Raw genomic sequence first — 21,447 nt, 5'->3', positions numbered from 1 at the left:
CGGCTACGACCGCCGGGCGCCGAGCGCTTCGCGCAGGCTGACCCGCGCGCCCGTGCGCAGCACCGAGTTCTGGTAGATCTTCGCGGCCAGCCACACCACCGCGCCGATCGAGGCCAGGGTCAGCACGATCGCGATTCCGACCTGCCAGAACGGTGCCACCCCCATCGCGGCCCGGACCGGCATCAGCGTCGGGGCGAACAGCGGGATGAACGACAGCACGGTGCCGAGGGTGTTGCGGGGGTCGCTGGGCAGCACGCTGACCGCGAAGATGAAGGGGATCAGCAGCGGGAACATGATCGGCGCGACGATCGGCTGCAATTCCTCCTGCCGGGACACCATGGACCCGGCCGCCGCGTAGAGCGAGGCATACAGGAAGAACCCGAGCAGGTACCACACCACGGCCGAGGCCAGCGCCGACGCGGCCGCCGTCGGGACGGTCAGCAGCCCGGACGCGCTCGATCCGGCGAGCCCGATCGCGCTGAGGATCAGCAGTTGCAGCAGCCCGACCGCGCCCAGCCCGAGCACCTTGCCGGCCAGCAGGTGCAGTGGCTTGATCGTGGCGAGCAGCAGTTCCACGACCCGGCTGGACTTCTCCTCGACCACGCCCTGGGCGACCGCGTTGCCGTAGCCGACCAGCGACATGAACAGCAGTACGGCGACCACGATGGCCAGCACCAGCCGCTGCCCCCGTTCGGGGTCGGCCGGCATCAGCGTCGTCGCGGCGACCCGGCCCTGCGCGGCGACCTGCGCCGGGTTGTAACCGGCCCGCTGCAGCGCGTCGTCTCGGGTCTGCTGCTGGATCGTCGAGGTGACGATGCTCTGCAGCGTGGAGTCGACGGTGTCCCGCCCGATCAGCTCGTAGCCGCCGGGTCCGGCGACGAGCAGTGCGTCGAGGTCGCCGTCGCGGACCAGCTGTTCCCCGGTCGCCTGGTCCACCTCGGTGATGGTCAGGGTGTGGTCCTGGGCCTGCGCACCCTGTCGCAGAGCGTCCCGCAGCTCGATCGTCTGCGCCGTGACCCCGAGCGTGCTGTTCGAGTTGTGGGACCCGATGAACTGGAACATCAGGATGTACACGGCGAAGATCGCGATGGTGACGAGCAGGCCGACGGCGAAGCTGCGTGACCGGATCTGGCTGAGGAACTCGCGGCGGGCCACCAGCAGGACGGCGCGGCCCGGGGACAGCGGGGCGGTCACGAGGCACCTCCGGCGGTGACGACGTCGCGGTACAGCTCGGTGAGCGGCGGCCGGTGGCGGCTGAACTCGTGCACCGGCCCGGCGGCCAGCGCGGCCCGCAGGACGTCCTGGTCGGATGCGCCGTCGGAGAGCTCGACGCGGGTGTGCGAGCCGTCGGAGGAGACCACCGTGACCCCCGCGAGCCCCGCGGCCCACGTCGCGTCCGGCGGTCCGACGACGTCGATCCGGTCGACGCCGCCGGTGCGCAGCTCGCCGACGGTGCCGACGGCGACCATCCGGCCGCCGGAGATGATCCCGACCCGGTCGCAGAGCCGCTCGACCAGGTCGAGCTGGTGGCTGGAGAAGATCACCGGCACCCCGGTGTCGGCCTTGTCCCGCAGCACCCCGGTCATCACCTCGACGGCGGTCGGGTCGAGCCCGGAGAACGGCTCGTCGAGCACCAGCACCTCGGGGTCGTGCACCAGCGCGGCGCACAGCTGGACGCGCTGCTGGTTGCCCAGCGACAGCTTCTGCACCTCGTCGTGGAGCCGATCGGCGATGCCCAGCCGCTCGGTCCACCGCCGCACCGACGCCCGGGCCTCGGCGGCCGCCACGCCGTGCAGCCGGGCCAGGTACTCGAGCTGGTCGCCGACCTTCATCTTCGGGTAGAGGCCGCGCTCCTCGGGCATGTACCCGATGCGTCGCCGGCCCTCGGCGTCGATCGGCGCGCCCTTCCAGCGCACCTCGCCCGCGTCGGCCGTCAGCACACCGAGCACGATCCGCATGGTGGTCGTCTTCCCGGCGCCGTTGCTGCCCACGAACCCGAACAACTCGCCCGGCCGGACGGTGAAGGTGACGTCGTCCAGCGCGACCAGCCGCCCGAAACGCTTGCTGATCCCCCCGATCTCGAGCATGCGCGCAGCGTAGCCGTACGGCAGAGGGGATTCGCCGGATCGGATGTCAGCCGGAGCGGCCGCACTCCGCAACGGTCGGCATCGAGATGCCGTAGCCGCGGATCTTGCGGTAGATCGTTGCCCGGGACATGCCCAGGTTCCGCGCCGCCTCGGCCTTGTTGCCGTCGGCGTCGAGCAGCGCGTCGACGATGGCGTCGCACTCGATCGCCTCGAGCGGGGTGAGCACCCGGCGGGTGATCGCCCGGCACTCCGGTGGCAGGTCCGCCGGCGTGATCCGGCCGGTCCGCTTCTTGGCGACGATCTTGCGGAGCACCTGGTGGAGCTGCTCGACGTTGCCCGGCCAGCGGTTGCGCATCAGCACCCGCATGGCATCGGGGGAGCAGGTCAGGTCGGCGCCGCGGGTGAGCCGCGCGATCAGGTGCGGGACGAGCTCGGCGACGTCCTCGACGTGATGGCGCAGCGGAGGCACCTCGACGGTGCGCGGGAACAGGTCCAGCAGCTCGGCCAGCTCGCGGGAGGCGTGCGCGCGGCTGCGATCGGCGGTCGCGACGACCCACGGCCGCTGCGGGGCGGTCGACTCGCGGTGTGGCTCGAGCGCGTCGCCGAGCGCCTGCACCCCCTCGGCCGAGAGCCGGTCGAGGTGGCAGAGCACGAGCGTTCCGCCGGCGCCGGTCTCGAGCTCCTCGATCACCTCGGCGATCCAGCGGGGCCCGTAGTCCCCGGCGTCGAGCACCCGCAGGTGCGCGGCCGGGCTGCGCAGCTGGTGGGTGGCCCGGGCGAGGGTCCGCTTGCCGGTGCCCGGCTCACCCTCCAGCACCACCCACTCGCGGGACTGGAAGTGCCGGTCGACGGCCTGGCAGCACTTCGCCCACAGCGGCCCCGAGCCGACGGTGGCCGGCAACGAGGACGGGTGCGGCAGGACCGCGGACCGGAGCGGACCGGCGTCGCCGGACACCAGCTGGACCTGCAGCACGCCGCCGGACAGCCCGCCCTCGGTCCAGCTGGGCCGGCACTGCACCCGGGCGATGGCGCCGCTGGGCAGGTCGACCGTGAGTTGGCGGCGCCGCCCGGTGGCCAACGCCTCGGCGGCGCTGGCCAGCAGCGGGACCTGGTCACCGGGGTCGAGCAGCTCGCGGGCGCGGTCGTTCATCATCAGCAGGTCCTCGCTGAGCGCGAAGACGGCGCCGCGGTTGCGCTGGCAGGCGGCCAGGTAGTCGTGCAGCAGGGCGAGCTCACGGCGGCCGGACTGCTCGAGCAGGGTCTCCTCGATGCGGCGGGCGATCGTGGACGCGGCGGCCATCATCATCCGGTTGGCCTCGCGGCGCCAGCAGGTCAGGTCGATGACGCCGAGGAGCTTGCCGTTGACCGGGTGCCGGATCGGGGCGCCGGCGCAGGCCAGGTCCTCGAGGTGCTCGACGTAATGCTCGTGCCCGAAAACCTGTGCGGGGCCGCGGCCCTCCAGCGCGGTGCCGATCCCGTTGGTGCCGACGTAGCGCTCGGCGTAGCTGAACCCGGGTGCCAGCCAGACCCGGTCGAGGTGCTGGTTCAGGGCGGTGTCGCCGGTGCGCCGCTCCAGGACGACGCCCTCGTCGTCGCACAGGATGACGCTGACCGGTTCGCCGGCGAGCTGGTCGGACACCTCCCGGACGATCGGCTTCGCGGCGCGGGTGAGCGGCGAGTCCGGGTCGCAGTCCGACTCGAAGGGCAGGTCGAGGTGGTCGGCAGGCACCTCGTACTGCCGGGAGCGGGTCCACGAGGCGAGGATCGGTGCCCGAACGATGCCCGGTTCCACCGGTTCGTCGACCAGGAAGTTGGTCCGCGCATGGGCGATTCGTTCGGCGGCCGCCGTCTTCGACGGGCCGAGAACACTCTCCGGTAGCCGAGGGGCCGCTTCCCGGTCCTTGTTGTGCGTCGCCCTCTGGTTCGTGTGGACCAACCGGTTGCCCTTCTCGGAGCAGCTGTGGTCCGCGTTATCGCGGCAGCCGGTATCGATCCGGACGGTACCGGCCGGACGCCATGAACGATAGGGCCCGCCGAACCGCTAACCGTCTCATATTGAGACCGCAGGTCAGGCGCCGGGGCGGTGTGATTCCGGGCACGAGATGCGCTGCTCCGCGGCCCGCGAACCCCGGCGCGGTGCACCTCGGGTCCGACTTCGCCGCCGAGGGCGCCCGCGTCCCGCCCGAGGCAGACGGCGACGGAGGGCCGACAACGGGACCAAACCACGACCCCTGTCGGCGTGGCGGGCCACCACCCGCCACTCCGGCAGCCCGCGGGGCCGCGGGGCGATGCCCCCGACCACCACAACCGTGAGGAGTTGACGTGAGTCGGCAGAGTCTGGCGAAGGCTCACCAGAAGATCCAGGAACTTGCCTGGGAGCCGCAGTACCACGAGCCGTACATGAAGTACGGAACCGACTACACCTTCCGTAAGGCCGCCAAGAAGGACCCGCTCAAGCAGGTCCTGCGCTCCTACTTCCCGATGCAGGAGGAGAAGGACCACCGCGTCTACGGGGCCTCCGACGGCGCGATTCGCGGGAACATGTTCCGGCAGGTCCAGGAACGCTGGCTGGAGTGGCAGAAGCTCTTCCTGTCGATCATCCCGTTGCCCGAGATCTCGGCCGCCCGGTCGATGCCGATGCTGTTCCACGCGGTGCCGAACCCGGAGCTGCACAACGGGCAGGCCATCCAGATGATCGACGAGGTCAGGCACTCGACGATCCAGCAGAACCTCAAGCGCCTGTACATGCACAACTACATCGACCCGGCCGGCTTCAACAACAGCCTCCGCGGGTTCCACGGCGACTACTGCGGCACGATCGGCCGGCAGTTCGCCGAGGGGTTCATCACCGGTGACGCGATCACCGCGGCGAGTATCTACCTGACGATCGTGGCCGAGACGGCGTTCACGAACACCCTGTTCGTGGCCATGCCTGCCGAGGCCGCGGCCAACGGCGACTACCTGCTGCCGACGGTGTTCCACTCGGTGCAGTCCGACGAGTCCCGGCACATCTCCAACGGCTACGCCACGCTGCTGATGGCGCTGTCGGACGAGGACAACCGCCAGCTGCTCGAGCGCGACCTGCGCTACGCGTGGTGGAACAACCACCGCGTGGTGGACGCGGCCATCGGCACGTTCATCGAGTACGGCACGAAGGACCGCCGTAAGGACCGCGAGTCCTACGCGGAGATGTGGCGTCGCTGGATCTACGACGACTACTACCGCAGCTACCTGGTGCCGCTCGAGAAGTACGGCCTGGTCATCCCGCACGACCTCATCGAAGAGGCGTGGAAGCAGATCTGGGAGAAGGGCTACGTCCACGAGGTCGCGCAGTTCTTCGCCACCGGTTGGCTCGCCAACTACTGGCGTATCGACTCGATGACCGACGAGGACTTCGAGTGGTTCGAGTACAAGTACCCGGGCTGGTACGACAAGTACGGCAAGTGGTGGGAGAACTACAACCGTCTCGCGACCCCGAACGGGCACAACCCGATCGTGTTCGAGGACGTCGACTACGTGTACCCCAACCGCTGCTGGACCTGCATGGTGCCGTGCCTGGTGCGCGAGGACATGGTCACCGCCGAGGTCGACGGCGTGCACCGCACGTACTGCCACGAGGTGTGCCGCTGGACCGATGTCGAGGCCTTCCGGCCCACCTATCAGGGCCGCGAGACCCCGAACATGGGCCGCCTGGTCGGTCACCGCGAGTGGGAGACGCTCTACCACGGCTGGAACTGGGCCGACGTGGTCTCCGACATGGGCTTCGTCCGGGAAGACGGCAAGACGATGACGGCGCAGCCGCATCTGAACCTCGACCCGAAGAAGATGTGGACGCTGGACCACCTGCGGCGCTGCCCGCCGTTGCAGAGCCCCGACGTGCTGTTCAACCAGATGAGCGACGACGAGCGGGCCGCCTTCGTCGCCGACTACAACCGACAGGGCCCGGCCGGTCGTCCGGCACCCACCAACGCCTGAGCGCGGGTCAGGCGAGGGGGGAGGGCCGGCCTTCCGGCCCTCCCCCTGCCAGGCCGGGGCTCAAATCCATTCCGTTCTTCAAGGTCAGGGCAGGGGTGACGAGCCGAGAGGCAATGCCCAATGGGTGACAAACACGTAGTGCGTTTCGAGCCGGTCGGCATCGAGATCGAGGTCGACGAGGATCAGACGATCCTGCGGGCGGCCGCCGAGCATGGCGTGCAGTTGATGCACGGCTGCAAGGAAGGCCAGTGCGCGGCCTGCAAGTCGTTCGTGCTCGAGGGCGAGGACATCGAGCTCGAGAGGTACTCCACTTTCGCGCTACCCGATTACGAGAGGGAGGAGGGTTCGACGCTGCTCTGCCGGGCGCACGCCTACGAGGACCTGGTGATCGAGCTCCTCAACTACGACGAGGAGATCATCCGATCCGGGCTACCGCTCCGGAAGGGCGTCGCGGAGGTGGTCTCCAACGACGCGGTCACCCACGACATGCGGCACCTCGTGCTCCGCCTGGTCGAGCCCGAGGAGATCAAGTTCTTCCCCGGGCAGTACCTGGACATCACGGTGCCCGGCACCGAGGAGAGCAGGTCGTTCTCGATGGCCAACGTGCCCGGCCGGGAAGGGATCTTCGAGTTCGTCATCAAGATCTACCCGGACGGTCTGTTCTCCGGGCACCTGGCCGACCGACTGCAGGTCGGCGACCGGCTGGATGTGGAGGGCCCGTTCGGCACCTTCACGCTTCGCGAGAGCCGGACGTCGGACCTGATCTTCGTCGGCGGCGGGGCCGGGATGGCCCCGATCCTGGGTCTGCTGCGCTCGATGGCGGACCGCGGTGTCGAGCGGAAGGCGACCTTCTACTACGGGGCGCGGACGCAGCGGGACCTGTGCTTCGAGAAGGAACTGCGGGAACTGGAGGAGCAGTTGCCCGGTTTCCGCTACATACCGGCGCTGTCTGAACCCGCTGGCGGGGACGACTGGACGGGCGAGACCGGATTGATCACCGAGGTGGTCAAACGCGGCGAACCCGACCTGAAAGGGATGGATGCCTATGTCTGCGGACCGCCGCCGATGGTGGACGCGGCGATCCCGATGCTGACGGCACTCGGAGTGCGCGAGGACAACATCTTCTACGACAAGTTCACCACTACCGGTGAACCGGAAGGCGAGGACGGCCCATGACCACCACTGAACGTCCGGAACGCAGCGTCCCGAAACCCGTCTTCACCGACGCGGAAGCAGGCGCACGGGAATTCCCCGACTCCAGTTCGGGTGCCCGGCACTTCAACTACTACAACCCGGCGAAGCGGAAGCAGACGCACTACGAGGACGTCACCGTCGAGGTGCAGCCCGACCCGCGGCACTACCTGTCGCAGGGCTGGATCTACGGCTTCGCGAACGGCGAGACCGGATACCCGCTGCACTGGACGAAGCTGAAGGCATGGGGCGTCGACAAGCCGGAGCCGGTCCGGGGCCCCGGATCCGGTGGCCTGCCGAAGGACTTCTCATGGCCGGCGCACGGCTGGCACGAATTCCGCGATCCCAATGAAGAATGGGAGATGACACTCTACCGGTACAACGCCAACGTTGTCCGGCAGGTGAACCAGAACGTCGAGAACGCCCGCAACGCCAAGGCGTTCGAGCAGTGGACCACGAACTGGGTCCACTTCGTGGAGCGCCACGTCGGCGCCTGGATGCACGTCGAGCACATCCTCGGGCTGTACGTGTTCGCCGCGTGCAACCGCTCCGGCCCGACGAACATGCACAACACCGCGATGGCGGTGAACAGCGCGCACAAGATCCGCTTCGCGCAGGACCTGGCGCTGTACAACCTGACCCTCACCGAGGAGGTCCCGGGCTTCGACGGCGCCGCGCACCTCGACGCCTGGAACAACGACCCGGTGTGGCAGGGCGTTCGCAAGGTCACCGAGGCGTTGACCGCGGTCGAGGACGACTGGGGTGAGTCGATCTTCGCCACGAACCTCGTGTTCGAGCCGCTGCTCGGCGAGCTGTTCCGCAGCAACCTCGTCATGCAGGCCGCCGCGGGCAACGGGGACTTCGTCACCCCGACGATCGTGGGCGCCGGCGAGTACGACTACGCCCAGCGCGACCTGCGCTGGTCGCAGGCCTGCTTCGGGCCGCTGGTCCACGACAAGGAGTTCGCCGACCACAACAAACAGCTCATGCAGGGGTGGCTGACCAACTGGGTGCCGCAGTGCCTCGAGGCGGCCCGCACGCTGCAGCCGGTCTGGTCGCAGCCCGACGCGAAGCCACCGCGGTTCGAAGACAGCCTCGACCGCGCCAAGCACCGATTCGCCGCAATCGTGACCGACCTGGGTCTGGAACCTCCGAAGGAGCTGAAGCAGTGACCACTTTCACCACCGCCGAGAGTCCCTTCAAGGCCGACAACACCGCGTCGGGCAAGTGCGGCTTCACCCTCATGAACAACCAGGTGGGGGAGATCATCGCCGAGGTGATGTCGACCAAGGACAACGTCGTGGTCACCCCCCTGCCGTCGATGATCCGGGTCGACGCGACGGGGCGGATGGACGTCATCTACTCCGAGATCGACGAGGCGGCCGGTGAGGAGGAGGGCTGGTTCAGCTCGGCCGAGTTCGAGGAGAACATGTCCACCCACTACGGCCGGATGATCCACGAGGACGACCGGACGATCATGTTCGCGAATCCCGAGGACGCGGCCGAGTACATCGGTTTCGACCTCAAGGCCCTTTCGTAGCCACACCTCCCCGGGTCGCCGCCCGAGACATCGCATTCGGGCGGCGACCCGCCTCGTTTCTCACCCCCGCGCACCAGAGAAGACGACCACGCAATTCCAGGAGGACCCATGGCCAAGGAACTTCGATTCGGTGAGCAAGCCCGTCACGCGCTCCAGGCCGGCGTCGACCAGCTCGCGGAGGCGGTGAAGTCCACCCTCGGGCCCAAGGGCCGCAACGTCATCCTGGAGAAGATCACCGGTTCGCCGGAGGTCACCAACGACGGCGTCACCATCGCGCGCGAGATCCACCTGCGGGACCCGTTCGAGAACATGGGCGCGCAGCTGGTCAAGGAAGCCGCGATCAAGACCAACGACATCGTCGGTGACGGCACCACCACCGCGACGGTCATCGCGCAGGCCATCGTCCGTGAGGGCATGAAGGCGATCGCATCCGGTGGCAACCCGGTGCTGGTCAAGCGCGGTATCGATCTCGCCGTGGGCACGCTCGTCGAGCGCCTGTCCCGGGTCGCGCACCCGGTGGACAGCGAGGAGTCCTACGCCCGAGTCGCCGCGATCTCGGCCAACGACGACGAGGCGATCGGCCGGGTGGTCGCTCGCGCTCTGTACACCGTCGGCGACAACGGTGTGGTGACGGTGGAGGACTCGCCGCTGTTGGGCTTCTCGGTCAACTTCGTCGAGGACTTCGAGTTCGACAACGGCTACGTCTCGCCGTACATGGTCACCGACCCGGGCCGGCTCGAGGCGATCCTGGACGACCCGTACATCCTGCTGTGCACCGAGAAGATCAAGAACGTTCAGTCGCTGATGCCGATGCTGGACAAGATCATGCGCGCCCCGCGGCCGCTGGTGATCGTGGCCGAGACGGTCGAGGGCACCGCGTTGCAGATGCTGGTGCACAACCACGTCAACCGGACCTTCCAGGCCGTCGCGATCAAGGCCCCCGGGTTCGGTGAGAAGCGGGTGCACCTGCTGGAAGACGTGGCGGCGCTGACCGGCGCCACGGTGCTGAGCAAGGCGTCGGCGATCTCGCTGGAGCAGGTCACGCTGGAGCATCTCGGCCGGGCCGCGCAGGTCCGGGTGACCAGCGACCACACCACGATCATCGGCGGTGCCGGGTCGCGGGAGACCGTCGACCTGCGGCTCGCGCAGTTGCACGCCGAACTGGAGCGGGCCAGCATCGGCACCGACGAGGACTTCCTGTCCGAGCGGATCGCCCGGCTGTCCGGCAAGGCCGCGATCATCAGGGTCGGCGCGCCGACGAACGCGGAGCTCAAGGAGATCCGGCACCGGGTCGAGGACTCGCTGCAGGCCACCCGGGCTGCGATGGCCGAGGGCATCGTGGCCGGTGGTGGCGCGGCCCTGCTGCACGCCGAGCCGGCGCTCGACAAGCTCGATGTCGAGGGCGACTACCGGATCGGCGTCGAGATCGTCCGCGCGGCGCTCACCGAACCCGTGCACCTCATCGCGTCCAACGCCGGCTACGACGGCAACGACGTCGTCAAGCAGGTCGCCGAACTGGGCGTCGACGAAGGGTTCGACGCGCTCGAGGGCCGCTACGGGAACATGGTGGAGCTGGGAATCATCGACCCGCTGCGGGTCGTGCGCTCCGCCCTGCAGAACGGTGCCTCGGTGGCCGGGCTGGTGCTGACCACCAACTCGCTGGTGGCCGAGGAACAGACGCCGTGGAACAAGGCGCTGATGACCGAGTTCGGATCGCTGGACGAGGGGATTCCGCAGCCCTCGCCGGACTCGAGCACCCCGCAGTCGCTGGGGCTCGGGCCGTCGGTGGGGTAGTTGCACCCGCAACCCGTCCGTTCGGGCAGGGCCGCGAGGCGCCCGCGGATGGGAAGGTCGGCCCGTCCGGGCCGAGCCGTGGGCACGATCAGCACGGGTGGGGAGGCCGGCATGTTCGGGATCGCCTCCGAGCGCTACGTCGTGGTCGACGCCCAGGTGCACGCCTGGGACGGCAGCCCGCACAACCAGGCGGGGCCATCCGGCGAGGCGTTCGTGGCCGAGCTGTACCGGCGGCACCGGCTGCTCGACCGGGTGCCCCGCCCGTTGCCCGCGGACGAGTTCGCCCGCGTCACCGAGGCGGGACTGAGCGCGGACGTCCTGGACGGGTGCGTCGACCGCGCGGTCCTGCAGCCGGTCTCGCTCGACGACCTGTTCGTGCTCGGCTTCAGCCCGACGGCCTGGCACGCCGAGCTCGCCGAGCAGCTACCCGGACGGTTCGTGCTCACCGGCGAGCTCGACCCCGGCCTCGGCTCGGCCGGGGCGCGCGGGCTCGCCGCCCGGGTCCGCAACGGTGACCTGCGCGGGCTGCACCTGGCCCCGACCCGGCGTCCCGGCGGCTGGCTGGGCCTCGGCGAGGCCTGGCTGCGCCGGGTGCTGGCCCGCTGCGAGCAGTCGGGAGCCACCGTGGCGCACCTGGGGGTCGGGCCGTCGGCGCCACGCGGGCCGGGCTGCCCCGACTGGGCCACCCCTCCGCCGGCGGGCGGCGCCGCCATGGCCACCGGTCCGCGGTGGCCGCAGTGGGCCCACCCGGTGCGCGCGGGCTCGGCGCTACCGGTCCGCGCCCGCGCGGCCCGCTCCGCCGCCCGCACCGGCTTCGATCCCGCCGAGCTGCGCGAGCTCGCCCGGGCGCTGCCGCGCGTCCAGTTCGTCCTCGGGGCGGGGTGCCTGCCGACGGCCCAGCTGTACCGGCTCGCGCGGCTGCCCAACGTCCACGTGTTGCTCACCGATCTGCTGGCCGGCCTGCGGGTCCGCCCGCTCGAGGCCGCCCGTGCCCTCGGCAGCCTGCTCGAGGCGTTCGGCGGGCACCGGCTGCTGTTCGGCAGTGGCTACCCGCTCGTGCGCCCGGACCGGCTGGTCGAGGAGTTCGTGACGTTCCGGTACCCGGAGGTGCTGCGCGGGGAGTTCCCGGAGATCGACCACGCCACCAGACAGGCCATCCTCGGGGGCAACGCCGCCCGCCTCTACCGCATCTCGCTCCCGTCCTGGATGGCCGTCCCGCCCCTGGCCCGCCACCCCGGCGCCGGCTCCTGAGCCCTCGGTGGGCGGACCCCAGGTCGGTCGGGGCGCTGCCGGGTTTGTCGCGTAACTCCGCCGGCAGGACGGGCAGCACGGGCCCCGGCCGCGATCCCCGCCGAGCGTTTCGTGGTGCGCGCGCAGTTCTCCGGTAACAGGTGTCGACCGTGCAGAGCCGCCGCTGGACGGCGTCGGCGCACAGCTCGACGGCATCAGGCTCCTACGCGGAGGCGGGAACCTCGGCGTCGACGTACTTGTCCGTGCCGGGGATCCGGGTGGGGTGCGCGATCGAGATCCTCGACGTCTCGGGCATCAGGATCAGCGGGACGATCGCCACCGCGGCCGCCAGCATCAGGTAGAACGCCGGCATGAGGTCGTTCCCGGTGGCGCTGATCAGCGCGGTGTTGATCAGCGGTGCGGTGCCGCCGAACGCGGCGGTGGACGTGGCGTAGCCGATCGAGAAGCCGCCGTACCGGTTGCGCGTCGGGAACATCGCGGGCAGCGCCGAGCCGATGGTCCCCAGCATCGCGACGAGCCCCAGGCCGAGGATCGCGATGCCCAGCGTCACCGGCAACCAGCTCTTGAGGCCGATCAGCAGGAACGCCGGACAGGCGAGCACCAGCGTGCCGACGGCCGAGCCCAGCAGCAGCGGCTTGCGGCCGATCCGGTCGGACAGGGCGCCGATCGGCGTGATGATGAGCAGCATCACCAGCATGACCCCGATCAGCACGAGCAGCGACTCGGTCTCGTCGATGCCGAGGACCTGGGTGAGGTAGGTCGGCATGTACACCAGCAGGGTGTAGTTCGCGACGTTGAGCAGCATGACGAAGCCGATGAGGTTCAGGATCTGCGGCCACACGTTGCGCATGACCTCTGTGAACGGCGTGCCGGTGGTGGAGTTCTCCTGCTCGGCGGCCCGGAACGCAGGGGTGTCCTCCAGCTTGGACCGCAGGTAGAACCCGACCAGGCCCAGCGGGCCGGCGATGAGGAACGGGATCCGCCAGCCCCAGCTGTTGAGCTGCTCCGGGGACAGGCCCAGTTGCACGGCCGTGGCCAGCGACGCACCCAGCACGGTGCCGGTGAGCGTGCCGAACTCCAGGAAGCTGCCGAAGAAGCCGCGACGCTTGTCGGGCGCGTACTCCGCGATGAACGTGGCCGCGCCGCCGTACTCGCCCCCGGTGGAGAAGCCCTGCACGAGGCGAGCGGTGAGCAGCAGGATCGGCGCTGCCAGCCCGATGGCGTTGAAGCTCGGGATGAGACCGATGACGAACGTGGCGCCCGACATCAGCACGATCGTCACGGCGAGGACCTGGCGTCTGCCGAACCGGTCGCCCAGAGGGCCCAGGATGATGCCGCCCAGCGGGCGGAGGATGAACGGGATGGCGACGCCGGCGAAGACGAGCATCTGCTGCGCGGTGGGGCTGGCGTCCGGGAAGAAGTTCAGCGCGACGCTCGCGGCCAGATAGCCGTAGATCGCGTAGTCGAACCACTCGATCGCGTTGCCCATCGCGGCGCCCGCAACGGCACGCCGCACCGTGCGTTCGTCCGGTTCGTCAACGGTCTTCTCTTTTGCCACAGTCATTACCTCGTGACCCCCGAGTCAATGTGGGGCGCCACGCTAGACGCATCGGGGGGTCCCCGCAGAGCGAACGGCTCAGCGCGGCCAGCCCGCCGGCAGCGGCCGCAGGTCCCGCACCGGGGCTGTCCAGGCATAAGCCCAGCACACCGTGCCGTCGGTCACGGTGACCCGGATCCGTCGGTAGGCGGCCCCCTCGTAGGCGTCGAGCCGGGGGAGCAGCGCGGCCGGCTCGTGCACCGGCACCACCCAGCCCGGTGCCCCCGGGCCGCCCCCCGGGCACAACGCCGGGTGGCCGCGGCCGGTGTCGAACACCGTCCCGGCGACGACGGCGGGCTGCGGCGTCCCGGCGGCGTGCGGTGCGACCAACCGCCAGGACGGCTGCCCGGGCTGCAGCAGCCCGTACACGAAGATCCGTGCCGGCCAGGTGTCCGGGTGCGGTGCGCCGTCGACCGTCGTGGCGTGCAGGCCGTCGCCCCGCGCCGGGCCGCCGGTCAGGTCGCGGGCCGCGGCCTGGGGGAGGTCCGCGCAACGGACCGGCACGCCGTCCACGAGCAGCGGCCGGCGGATCGCGGCGTTCCCGAGATAGCACCACGGATCCTCGACCAGCGCCCCGTCCTCGGTCCGCACGGTGCCGCTGTGCAGCCGGGCCAGCCGGTAGCGCCCACCGCGGCCCTCACAGACGTCGAGCACGGCGACCTGTCCGGGTGTGGCCAGCCACACCGCGTGCTCCTCGATCGCGCCGGGAGCTGCGGCGAGCACCGCGGGCCGCTGCCGGTCGCGCACGCGTAGGCCGTGCGCCCAGACCGCGGCGACGCCGTCGGTGCGGGCCCGCAGCACCACGACGGGCCCGGACAACCCCAGCGTCGCGCGCAGCCATGTGATCTTGCTGGGGTTGCGGTTGGAGCCGTAGGCCAGCACCGGGACGCGCGCCGCCAGCGGGGCCGCATCGCGGGCAGCCAGCCAGCCGTCGAGATCCTGGCCGTCGACGGTCCAGCCGGCGTGCGCGCCCGGGTCGGGTTCGAGGGCGTGCCCGGCGCGGTCGAGGTGCACGAACGACGTGGGGGGCACGGTGCCGGGGTAGGGGTCGGCAGGGAAGTCCGTATCGGGGTAACGGCCGCGCACCCCGGCCAGCCTAGGCTGGGGGCGTGCTGCCGCCGACGATCCAATGGGTGGACGGCCGCATCGCGCTCGTCGACCAGACCGCGCTGCCCGATCTGCACGTGGTCACCGTGGGAACGGTCGAGGAGCTCATCGACGCGATCCGCCGCCTCGCCGTCCGCGGTGCCCCCGCGCTGGGCGCGGCCGGGGCGCTCGGGGTGGCGCTCGCCGCCCGGACCCTGGCCGGGTACGAGCTCGCCGCCGCGGCGGCGAAGCTGGCCGAGGCCCGGCCGACCGCGGTGAATCTCGCGGTCGGGGTGCGCCGGGCGCTGGCGGCCGCCGGCAGCGGCCCGGAGGCCGTGCTGGCCGCCGCCCGCGAGATGCTCGCCGAGGACGTCGCCGCCTGCCACGCGATCGGCCGCCGCGGCGCCGCCCTGCTCGGCGAGCTGCTGGGGCCCGGCCCGCTGCGGCTGCACACGCACTGCAACGCCGGCGCGCTGGCCTGCGTCGACTGGGGCACCGCGCTCGGGGTGGTCCGCTCGCTGCACGAGCAGGGCCGCGTCGAGTACGTCGTCGCCGACGAGACGCGGCCACTGCTGCAGGGCTCCCGGATCACCGCGGTCGAGCTGGCCGAGCTCGGCGTCCCGCACCGGGTGGTCGTGGACGGCGCCGGGCCGTCGATCATCGCCCGCGGGCTGGTGGACGCCGTCGTCGTCGGCGCAGACCGGATCGCGGCCAACGGCGACGTCGCCAACAAGATCGGCACCTATCCGCTGGCGCTGGCCGCCGCCCGGGCCGGTATCCCGTTCGTGGTGGCGGCGCCGGAGTCGACAGTGGACCCCGGCACCCCCGACGGCGCGGCGATCGAGATCGAGGAGCGCGCGGCCGAGGAGGTCCTCGTGATCGGCGGCACCCGGTTCACCCCGCCGGACACCGCGGCCTGGAACCCGGCCTTCGACGTGACCTCGGCCGATCTGGTGACTGCGATCGTGACCGAGAACCGGGTGTGGCGCCCCCGGGGGTGAGCACGGGGACGGGTAGCGCCTCGTTCCGGCTGATGCTCGCCGCGAGCCTGTTCGGCTTCGGTGGTTACGCGCTGCTGCTGCCGGTGGTGCCGTTGTGGGTGGCCCGCGGTGGCTCCGGTGCATTCGGGGCCGGGGCCACCACCGGCGTGCTGATGCTGCTGCTCGGGGCGCCGTCGCCGTTCCTCGCGTTGTCGGCCGGGCTCGGCCCGGTGCTCGCGGTGTCGGCGGTGCGCGGCGTGGGGTTCGGGCTGCTGACGGTGGCGGGCAGCGCCCTGGTCGCCGAACTCGTGCGACCCGCGGAGCACGGCCGGGCCGCGGCGCTCTACGGGTTCGCCGTGGGCGCCCCGCAGCTGGCGCTGCTGCCGGCCGGGGTCGCGGTGGTGGAACGGGTCGGCTTCACCGCGGTGTTCGTCGCGGGGGCGTCGCCGCTCGTGGGGATGCTGCTCGTGCCGCTGATCCGGATGCCCGCGGGGGCGCCGCCGCCACCGCCGGAGGCCGCTGCGGCGCCGGCCCACGCGCCGCTGTGGCGAGGCGCCGTCGCCCCGGTGCTGGGGATGCTGCTGTGCGCGACGGCGCAGGGCGGGTTGATCACGTTCCTGCCGCTGGCCGCCGCGGCCCCCGGCGTGGTGGTCCCGGTCGCGTTGTTCGGCACCGCCGCCGGGGCGATGCTCGGCCGGTGGGTCGCAGGACAACTGGTCGACCGCCGGGGGATGGCCGGACGGCTGTTGATACCGGGGATGGCGCTCGCCGCGACCGGGATGCTGGCCGAGCTGCTCGCCGCGCCCGGAGCGGTCGCCGGGGGAGCGGTGGCGCTCGGCGCGGCGATCGTCGGGATCGGGTTCGGGCTGGTGCAGAACGACTCGCTGGTGGCCCTGTTCGGCGCGGCCGGGCCGGCCCGCTACGGCACCGCGAGCGCGGTGTGGAACATCGCCTACGACGCCGGCACCGGGGCCGGCGCGGTCGGCCTGGGCGCGATCGCCGAACCGTTCGGGTTCCGGGCGGCGTTCGCGATGTCAGCGCTGCTGTTGGTTGGCGGCTGCGCCGCCTGTGCGCGGAAATCGTCGCCGGGGCGACGATTTCCGCGCACGAGCCACTAGTGGCCCCGGGAGATCCACTCCTCGAGGTGCGGCAGTTCGGCGCCGATGGTCGTCGGGTCGCCGTGTCCGGTGCGCACCACGGTGTCGCCGGGCAGCGTGAGCAGCTTCTCCCGGATCGAGTCGATGATCGTGTCGAAGCTGGAGAACGACCGCCCGGTGGCACCCGGCCCGCCGTTGAACAGCGTGTCGCCGGTGAACACGGTGCCGAGCTCGGGCGCGTACAGGCATGACGATCCGGGAGAGTGCCCCGGGGTCTGCAGCACGCGCAGGTCGATTCCGCCCGCCGCCAGCACGTCACCGTCGTGCAGTTCGCGGTCCGGGGCTCGGTCGGGGTGCGTCATCTCCCACAGCGGCGCCTCGGCCGGGTTGAGCAGGATCGGCGCGCCGAACCGGTCGGCCAGCGCCGGGGCCTGGTTGACGTGGTCGTCGTGGGCGTGCGTGCACACCACGGCGACCACCCGGCGGTCGCCGACCGCCGCGGCGATCTTGTCGGCGTCGTGCGCGGCGTCGATGACGATGACCTCCTTGTCGTCACCGACGATCCACACGTTGTTGTCGACATCCCAGGTGCCCCCGTCGAGGGAGAACGTCCCGGACGTGACGACGTGGTCGACAGGGCTCACAGGACCACCACCGAACGCAGTACCTCGCCGCGCTCCATGCGGTGGAACGCCTCCTCCACCGCGTCGAGCGCGATCTCCTCGGACACGAACTTGTCCAGCGGCAGCCGGCCCTGCAGGTACAGGTTGATGAGCGCCGGGAAGTCGCGGGAGGGCAGGCAGTCGCCGTACCAGGACGACTTGGTCGCGCCGCCGTGGCCGAAGATCTCGATCAGCGGCACCTCGAAGGTCATGTCCGGGGTCGGCACGCCGACGAGAACCGCGGTGCCGGCCAGGTCGCGGGCGTCGAAGGCCTGCCGGAAGGTCTCCGGGCGTCCGACCGCGTCGACGACGACGTCGGCGCCGTGCCCGCCGGTCAGCTCGCGAATGCCCTCGACCACGTCGGCCTCGCGGGCGTTGATCGTGTGGGTGGCGCCGAACTCCTTGGCCCACTCCAGCTTCTTCGGGTCCATGTCGACGGCGATGATCGTCGTCGCCCCGGCCAGCGTGGCACCGGCGATGGCGGCGTCACCCACACCGCCGCAGCCGATCACGGCGATCGAGTCGCCGCGGCCGACCTGGCCGGTGTTGACCGCCGCACCCAGGCCGGCCATCACGCCGCAGCCGAGCAGGCCCGCGGCCTGCGGCCGGGCCGCCGGGTTCACCTTGGTGCACTGCCCCGAGTGCACGAGGGTCTTCTCGGCGAAGGCGCCGATGCCCAGCGCCGGGGTCAGCTCGGTGCCGTCCTCCAGCGTCATCTTCTGGGCGGCGTTGTGGGTGTTGAAGCAGTACCAGGGCTTGCCCTTCTTGCAGGCCCGGCACTGACCGCACACCGCGCGCCAGTTCAGGATCACGTAGTCGCCGGGTCCGACGTCGGTGACGCCCTCACCGACGGCCTCGACGATCCCCGCGGCCTCGTGCCCGAGCAGGAACGGGAACTCGTCGTTGATCCCGCCCTCGCGGTAGTGCAGGTCGGTGTGGCAGACCCCGCAGGCCTGCACCTCGACCACGGCCTCCCCGGGGCCGGGGTCCGGCACGATGATCGTTTCGACGGAGACCGGCTCGCCCTTCTTGTGCGCGACGACTCCGCGGACCTTCTGCGGCATGGCTCCCCACTCCAGGAATCTCGGCGACAGCGTGGCGCTCTTCCATTAGCAGCTTTTCATGTGACGGGCGACGAGGCACGTCGGGTTCGAGCCTCTCCGAATGGGTATCGACTGCTGCGTGATTGAGCGCGAGGACCAGGGCGCGGTCGCCGTCATCCGGCTGGCCCGCGAGTCGGACAACGCCATGGACGTCGAACTGCTCGAGGAGCTCTTGAGGCAGTTCCGGGAGCTGCCGGGAGGGTCGTCCCGGGCGGCTGTCATCACCGGCTCCGGCGGCGTGTTCTCCGCCGGCGTCGACCTCGGCCGCTACCTCGGCGGCGGCCAGCACTACGTGCACAACTTCCTGCCGCTGCTGAACCGGGCGTTCGAGGCGGTGTTCACGTGTCCGCTGCCGGTCGTCGCGGCCGTGAACGGGAACGCCATCACGGGGGGATGCATGCTGGCCTGCTGTGCGGACCGGCGGCTGATGGCCGACGGTGACGGCCGCATCGGGGTCCGCGCGCTCCGGGCCGGGCTGGTGATCCCGCGGGTCCCGCTGGAGGTGCTGCGCTTCGCCGTGGGCGATGTGATCGCCACGAAGCTGGTGCTCGGCGGCGAGATCCACTCGCCGAAGGTCGCGCAGAGCCTCGGGCTCGTCGACGACGTGGTCAGCGCCGACGAGCTGCTCTCGCGCGCGGTCGCCGATGCCACCCGACTGGCTGAGGAGATCCCGTCGGACACCTTCAACGTCACCAAGGGCCAGTTGCACCGTGACGCCGTCGAACGCATCGACCGGTACAGCCGCGACGAGGACCTCATCGCACAGCGGCTGTGGGTCGAGCACCAGGTCGACGGGTGGGTTGCGCGCTATGTGGAGACCGTGGCCGATACGGGCTGAGCGGAGCCGCCTGCCGGTCGCCCGGCGCCGCTCGGCTCCAGTAGGTTTCCCGGCATGATCGAGCGCGAGGATGTCGGGACCGACGGTGAGATCGCCGTGCTGCGGCTGGCCCACGGACCGGTCAACGCCATGGACGTCGAACTGTGCCAGGCGATCACGGAGCAGTTCCGCAAGCTCGTGGCCGACCCGGCGCGCGCGGTGGTGATCACCGGCTCCGGGTCGTCGTTCTCGGCCGGTGTGGACCTGCGTCGCTACCTCGACGGCGGCCCCGACTACGTGCAGCGGTTCCTGCCCGCCCTGGCCGAGTCGTTCACGGCGGCCTTCGAGCTGGCCAAGCCGGTGGTCGCTGCCGTCAACGGGCACGCCATCGCCGGCGGCTGCGTGCTCGCCGCCACCGCGGACGTGACCCTGATGGCCGACGGCAAGGGCCGCATCGGGGTCCCCGAGATCAAGGTCGGGGTGCCGTTCCCGCGGATCGCGCTGGAGGTCATGCGGTACACGGTCGGGGAGGTCGCCTACCGCCGGTTGATCCTCGGTGCGCAGACCTACTCGCCCGCCGACGCCCGGGCCATCGGGCTTGTCGACCACGTCGTCGGGCCGGACGAGCTGCTGGCGCAGGCGATCGAGACGGCCCGCGGGCTGGCCGCGGACGTGCCGGCCGACACCTTCGGGGCCACCAAGACCCAGCTGCGCCGCGAGGCCCTGGAGCGGACCGCCCGCTACGCCGACGACGACGACGCCGCTCTCCTGCTGTGGAGCCGGCGGGCCACCGACGGCTGGACCGCGCAGTATCTGGAGTCGGTCACCCGCAAGTAGTCGTACGGCTTCGCCCGCCGGGCGGGCGCCACTACGGTTCGGGCATGTCCGAGATAGCCGCTGCCGGTCGCACGGCCGGTATCCCCGCTGCGCCCCCGGTCGGAACCGCACTCGGCGTGGTCGCCGGGGCAGGGCGACCCGGCCCGGCCCGGATCGCCGCCCCGGTCGGCGACGCGGTGCTCGACGTCGGAGCGTTGGCGGCCGCCGCGGGCGGCCCGCACCCCGCGCTACTGCAACAGCGCAGCCTGGACGGGCTGCTCGCCGCGGGGCGCCCGGCGTGGCGCGAGGTGTTCGGCTGGCTGTCCGAACAGCTGTCGGACCCGGAGCGGATCTCGGCGCACCTGCTGCCCGCGTCGGGTGTCGTGCCGGTGCTGCCGTTCACGGTGGCCGACTACGTCGACTTCTTCGCCTGCGAGCAGCATGCGGTGAACGCGGGCCGGATCTTCCGCCCGGACGGCGAACCGCTCGCTCCGAACTGGAAGCACCTGCCGGTGGGCTACCACGGCCGGGCCGGGACGGTCGTAGTGAGCGGCACCCCGGTCATCCGGCCGTCCGGGCAGCGCGGCCCGGGCGACGCCGGGCCGTGCCGCAGCCTCGACGTCGAGGCGGAGGTGGGCTACGTGCTCGGCGGTGCGAGCGAGGCGCCCGGCCACCCGGTGCCGCTGGACGGCGCGCTCGACCACGTCTTCGGTGTGGTGCTGCTCAACGACTGGTCCGCCCGCGACATCCAGGCGTGGGAGACCCGGCCGCTGGGCCCGTTACTCGGCAAGTCGTTCGCGACGTCGATCTCGGCCTGGGTGACTCCGCTCGACGAGCTCGCGGCGGCCTGGGTGGACCCGCCGCCACGCGACCCGCAACCGCTGCCCTACCTGCTCGGGCCCACCGACCGCGGGCTGGACCTGACGATGGAGATCCGGCTGAACGGTGAGCTGATCTCGACCCCGCCGGCCGCGGATCTGTACTGGACGCCGGCGCAGCTCGTCGCGCACCTGACCTCGAATGGCGCGCCGCTGCGGCCCGGAGACCTGCTCGGCTCGGGCACCGTCTCCGGCGCGCGCCGTGAGCAGCGGGGCTGCTTCCTGGAGCTGTCCTGGGGCGGCCGCGAGCCGGTGCTGCTGGCCGACGGCTCGTCGCGCACCTACCTGCTCGACGGCGACGAGGTGACGATCACCGCGACGGCCCCGGCCCGGGGCGGCGGCCGCCTCTCCCTGGGCGAGGTCCGCGGCAAGATCCTCCCCGCGCTCTGACCCCCGCGCACGCCCCGGTTTGCCGCGCCCGGTTCGTCACGCCCCGGGTTTGCCACGCCCCGGGTTTGTCACGCCCGGGTTTGTCACGAACGGCACTTTCGCTCAATAGGTTTGAACGAGAGTGTCGTTCGTGACAACGCAGAGCGCGCAGCGGGGGCGGAGCGGGCGGGGGCGGAGCGGGCG

Annotated in this window: 18 protein-coding genes; 11 read left to right on the top strand and 7 right to left on the bottom strand. The window is 71.4% G+C overall.

Translation table 11 applies throughout. The annotated features are described in order from the left end of the window. Positions 1–3: 3 nt before the first annotated feature. The 3 genes from HF526_RS26795 to HF526_RS26785 are packed head-to-tail and all read right to left on the bottom strand — an operon-like array spanning position 4 to position 4,023. A complete protein-coding gene (locus HF526_RS26795; protein ID WP_169384347.1) occupies positions 4–1,194 on the bottom strand; it encodes an ABC transporter permease in 1,191 nt (396 codons plus the stop codon). Further along, entirely contained in the window at positions 1,191–2,087 is an 897-nt protein-coding gene (locus HF526_RS26790; protein ID WP_169384346.1) for an ABC transporter ATP-binding protein, read from the bottom strand. Before HF526_RS26790 ends, HF526_RS26795 begins: the two co-directional genes overlap by 4 nt. A 46-nt stretch (positions 2,088–2,133) precedes the next feature. Continuing rightward, complete coding sequence (locus HF526_RS26785) at positions 2,134–4,023, bottom strand: sigma-54-dependent Fis family transcriptional regulator (RefSeq protein WP_211177843.1); 1,890 nt, start codon at positions 4,021–4,023, stop codon at positions 2,134–2,136. A gap of 401 nt (positions 4,024–4,424) precedes the next feature. Here HF526_RS26785 and HF526_RS26780 point away from each other — a divergent pair, with 401 nt between their 5' ends. The 6 genes from HF526_RS26780 to HF526_RS26755 all read left to right on the top strand — a co-directional run bounded on the left by HF526_RS26780 (position 4,425) and on the right by HF526_RS26755 (position 11,838). Continuing rightward, a complete protein-coding gene (locus HF526_RS26780) occupies positions 4,425–6,062 on the top strand; it encodes a ferritin family protein (RefSeq protein WP_169384364.1) in 1,638 nt (545 codons plus the stop codon). Between the two features lie 120 nt (positions 6,063–6,182). Beyond that, entirely contained in the window at positions 6,183–7,238 is a 1,056-nt protein-coding gene (locus HF526_RS26775) for an FAD-binding oxidoreductase (RefSeq protein ID WP_169384345.1), read from the top strand. Beyond that, entirely contained in the window at positions 7,235–8,425 is a 1,191-nt protein-coding gene (locus HF526_RS26770; RefSeq protein WP_169384344.1) for an aromatic/alkene monooxygenase hydroxylase subunit beta, read from the top strand. Before HF526_RS26775 ends, HF526_RS26770 begins: the two co-directional genes overlap by 4 nt. Beyond that, positions 8,422–8,793, top strand: coding sequence for a propane 2-monooxygenase effector subunit MimD (gene mimD, locus HF526_RS26765; protein ID WP_169384343.1), 372 nt, complete (start codon positions 8,422–8,424; stop codon positions 8,791–8,793). Before HF526_RS26770 ends, mimD begins: the two co-directional genes overlap by 4 nt. A 108-nt stretch (positions 8,794–8,901) precedes the next feature. Further along, positions 8,902–10,587 (top strand): chaperonin GroEL, encoded by a 1,686-nt coding sequence (gene groL / locus HF526_RS26760; RefSeq protein ID WP_169384342.1) that lies wholly within the window; start codon positions 8,902–8,904, stop codon positions 10,585–10,587. 111 nt (positions 10,588–10,698) lie between these two features. Next, positions 10,699–11,838 carry an amidohydrolase family protein gene (locus HF526_RS26755; RefSeq protein WP_169384341.1) on the top strand — a complete coding sequence of 380 codons (1,140 nt, stop codon included), beginning with the start codon at positions 10,699–10,701 and terminating at the stop codon, positions 11,836–11,838. Positions 11,839–12,040: 202 nt separating this feature from the next. Here HF526_RS26755 and HF526_RS26750 read toward each other — a convergent pair whose 3' ends face one another. Together HF526_RS26750 and HF526_RS36565 are read right to left on the bottom strand one after the other, a co-directional pair. Next, the gene (locus tag HF526_RS26750) at positions 12,041–13,402 is read right to left on the bottom strand and encodes an MFS transporter (protein WP_239029188.1); all 1,362 of its coding nucleotides are present in this window, start codon (positions 13,400–13,402) and stop codon (positions 12,041–12,043) included. 72 nt (positions 13,403–13,474) lie between these two features. Next, positions 13,475–14,521, bottom strand: coding sequence for a gamma-glutamylcyclotransferase (locus HF526_RS36565; RefSeq protein WP_169384340.1), 1,047 nt, complete (start codon positions 14,519–14,521; stop codon positions 13,475–13,477). Between the two features lie 26 nt (positions 14,522–14,547). Between HF526_RS36565 and mtnA the strand changes: the two genes are divergently transcribed. Together mtnA and HF526_RS26735 are read left to right on the top strand one after the other, a co-directional pair. Next, positions 14,548–15,522: an S-methyl-5-thioribose-1-phosphate isomerase gene (gene mtnA, locus HF526_RS26740; protein WP_169384361.1), complete on the top strand. Its 975-nt coding sequence runs from the start codon at positions 14,548–14,550 to the stop codon at positions 15,520–15,522. Next, a complete protein-coding gene (locus HF526_RS26735; protein WP_338051771.1) occupies positions 15,519–16,619 on the top strand; it encodes an MFS transporter in 1,101 nt (366 codons plus the stop codon). Before mtnA ends, HF526_RS26735 begins: the two co-directional genes overlap by 4 nt. On the opposite strand, the gene HF526_RS26730 is transcribed toward HF526_RS26735, so the two are convergent. After that, complete coding sequence (locus HF526_RS26730; protein WP_169384339.1) at positions 16,616–17,242, bottom strand: MBL fold metallo-hydrolase; 627 nt, start codon at positions 17,240–17,242, stop codon at positions 16,616–16,618. The two genes, HF526_RS26735 and HF526_RS26730, sit on opposite strands and share 4 nt — an antisense overlap. After that, the gene (locus HF526_RS26725) at positions 17,239–18,324 is read right to left on the bottom strand and encodes an S-(hydroxymethyl)mycothiol dehydrogenase (RefSeq protein ID WP_169384338.1); all 1,086 of its coding nucleotides are present in this window, start codon (positions 18,322–18,324) and stop codon (positions 17,239–17,241) included. The genes HF526_RS26730 and HF526_RS26725 overlap by 4 nt, the downstream gene beginning before the upstream one ends. A 118-nt stretch (positions 18,325–18,442) precedes the next feature. Between HF526_RS26725 and HF526_RS26720 the strand changes: the two genes are divergently transcribed. Genes HF526_RS26720 through HF526_RS26710 form a run of 3 tightly spaced genes read left to right on the top strand, consistent with a single transcriptional unit; the run spans position 18,443 to position 21,264 of the window. After that, complete coding sequence (locus tag HF526_RS26720; RefSeq protein WP_169384337.1) at positions 18,443–19,201, top strand: enoyl-CoA hydratase-related protein; 759 nt, start codon at positions 18,443–18,445, stop codon at positions 19,199–19,201. A 54-nt stretch (positions 19,202–19,255) separates the two neighbouring features. Next, positions 19,256–20,017, top strand: a complete 762-nt coding sequence (locus HF526_RS26715) for an enoyl-CoA hydratase/isomerase family protein (RefSeq protein ID WP_169384336.1) — start codon at positions 19,256–19,258, stop codon at positions 20,015–20,017. A gap of 44 nt (positions 20,018–20,061) precedes the next feature. Continuing rightward, positions 20,062–21,264 (top strand): fumarylacetoacetate hydrolase family protein, encoded by a 1,203-nt coding sequence (locus tag HF526_RS26710; protein ID WP_169384335.1) that lies wholly within the window; start codon positions 20,062–20,064, stop codon positions 21,262–21,264. Positions 21,265–21,447 lie beyond the last annotated feature (183 nt).

Source organism: Pseudonocardia acidicola, assembly GCF_012911935.1.
GTDB classification, from domain to species: domain Bacteria; phylum Actinomycetota; class Actinomycetes; order Mycobacteriales; family Pseudonocardiaceae; genus Pseudonocardia; species Pseudonocardia acidicola.
The sequence above is the reverse complement of the archived record's forward strand: the minus strand, read 5'-3'. Positions and strand labels throughout refer to the sequence as shown.

Excerpts from the sequence above, each read along its gene's own strand:
- HF526_RS26790 (WP_169384346.1), bottom strand. The coding sequence starts at position 2,087 with ATGCTCGAGATCGGGGGGATCAGCAAGCGTTTCGGGCGGCTGGTCGCG.
- HF526_RS26775 (WP_169384345.1), top strand. The coding sequence starts at position 6,183 with ATGGGTGACAAACACGTAGTGCGTTTCGAGCCGGTCGGCATCGAGATC.
- HF526_RS26770 (WP_169384344.1), top strand. The coding sequence starts at position 7,235 with ATGACCACCACTGAACGTCCGGAACGCAGCGTCCCGAAACCCGTCTTC.
- groL (WP_169384342.1), top strand. The coding sequence starts at position 8,902 with ATGGCCAAGGAACTTCGATTCGGTGAGCAAGCCCGTCACGCGCTCCAG.
- HF526_RS26755 (WP_169384341.1), top strand. The coding sequence starts at position 10,699 with ATGTTCGGGATCGCCTCCGAGCGCTACGTCGTGGTCGACGCCCAGGTG.
- HF526_RS26750 (WP_239029188.1), bottom strand. The coding sequence starts at position 13,402 with ATGACTGTGGCAAAAGAGAAGACCGTTGACGAACCGGACGAACGCACG.
- HF526_RS26725 (WP_169384338.1), bottom strand. The coding sequence starts at position 18,324 with ATGCCGCAGAAGGTCCGCGGAGTCGTCGCGCACAAGAAGGGCGAGCCG.
- HF526_RS26715 (WP_169384336.1), top strand. The coding sequence starts at position 19,256 with ATGATCGAGCGCGAGGATGTCGGGACCGACGGTGAGATCGCCGTGCTG.
- HF526_RS26710 (WP_169384335.1), top strand. The coding sequence starts at position 20,062 with ATGTCCGAGATAGCCGCTGCCGGTCGCACGGCCGGTATCCCCGCTGCG.